Raw genomic sequence first — 1360 nt, forward strand, 5'->3', positions numbered from 1 at the left:
CCCTAGCAGGCTGTTGAAATTGGATACGGTGTAAACGGGCGTTGCGAGCGGTGCGTTAGAGATATCGTGTTCATGATCTTGGGCAGACGAGAGCGATGCGCGGAATGGACGAGATGCAAGAACCGCTGTTCACGACGGTGAAGCTGGAAGACTTCGTGCCGGCCGATCACCCGTTGCGGCCGCTTCGGCTGCTGGTCAATCAAGCGCTGAAGCGGCTCAATGGGCTGTTTGGCACGATCTACGCGGATAGCGGCCGTGCGTCGATTGCGCCGGAGAAACTGCTGCGTGCATTGCTGCTGCAGGTGCTGTACTCGGTGCGCAGCGAGCGCATGTTGATGGAACAGATGCGCTACAACCTGCTGTTCCGTTGGTTCGTCGGACTGGCGATCGAAGACGCCGTCTGGGACCACTCGGTGTTCTCCAAGAACCGTGATCGTCTGCTCGAGCACGAAGTGGTCGAAGCGTTCTTTACCGAAGTCATGAGCTTGGCCGACAAGCAAGGGCTGCTGTCCAGAGAACACTTCTCGGTCGATGGCACGCTGATCCAGGCTTGGGCCAGCCACAAGAGCTTCCGGCCCAAGGACGGCTCGGACGATCCACCAGCCGGCGGTGGCCGCAATGTCGACACCGACTGGAAGGGCAAGCGGCGCAGCAACGATACGCATGCATCGAGCACCGATCCGGACGCGCGCCTATTCCGCAAGGGGCGGCAAAGCGGAGCCATCCTTTGTTATCAGGGGCACATCCTGATGGAGAACCGCTCGGGCTTGGTGGTCGGCGCGGTGGTCAGCCACGCTGACGGTTTCGGCGAACGCGCAAGTGCGTTGCGCTTGCTCGATTGCGTGCCGGGTCGTCACGCCAAGACGCTCGGCGCCGACAAGGGTTACGACATGCGCGACTTTGTGCGGGACTGTCGTGCGCGCAAGGTGACGCCGCATGTCGCGCGCAACGACGCGCATCAAGGCGGCAGCGCGATCGATGGCCGCACCTCGCGGCACGCCGGTTATGGCATCAGCCAAGTGATTCGCAAGCGCATCGAAGAGCACTTCGGCTGGGGCAAGACCGTCCGCAGGATTCGGCAGACCGCGTATCGCGGCATCAAACGGGTCGACCAGCACTTCAAGCTGACGATGCTGGCGAGCAACCTGACTCGAATGGCTCGAATACTGGCAGCGGTGCCGCAGGGAGCAGCGCGATGAGCCGCCCAACCGTAGCTGTTGCGCGGCAACGCGCCGGCCGGCCCGCTCGCAAGCGGGGCATCCGGCACGATTCGTCAGCAACTCAGCAGCCAATCGCATACGAAACCCTTTTAAACAGTGCCCCGATCGTCGGAACGAGGCGCTTTTCAACAGCCTGCTAG

1 protein-coding gene is annotated in these 1360 nt (G+C 62.1%); it reads left to right on the forward strand.

All coding sequences use genetic code 11. From position 1 onward, the window contains the following. The first annotated feature begins 104 nt into the window (after positions 1 to 104). Positions 105 to 1199 carry an IS5 family transposase gene (locus tag U5771_RS35065; RefSeq protein WP_322028165.1) on the forward strand — a complete coding sequence of 365 codons (1095 nt, stop codon included), beginning with the start codon at positions 105 to 107 and terminating at the stop codon, positions 1197 to 1199. Positions 1200 to 1360: the final 161 nt, after the last annotated feature.

The sequence above is a fragment of the Burkholderia sp. BCC1977 genome (genome assembly GCF_905339595.1).
GTDB lineage: Bacteria > Pseudomonadota > Gammaproteobacteria > Burkholderiales > Burkholderiaceae > Burkholderia.

What these genes read in the sequence shown, in the direction of transcription:
- U5771_RS35065 (WP_322028165.1), top strand. Translation starts at nt 105, where the DNA reads ATGGACGAGATGCAAGAACCGCTGTTCACGACGGTGAAGCTGGAAGAC.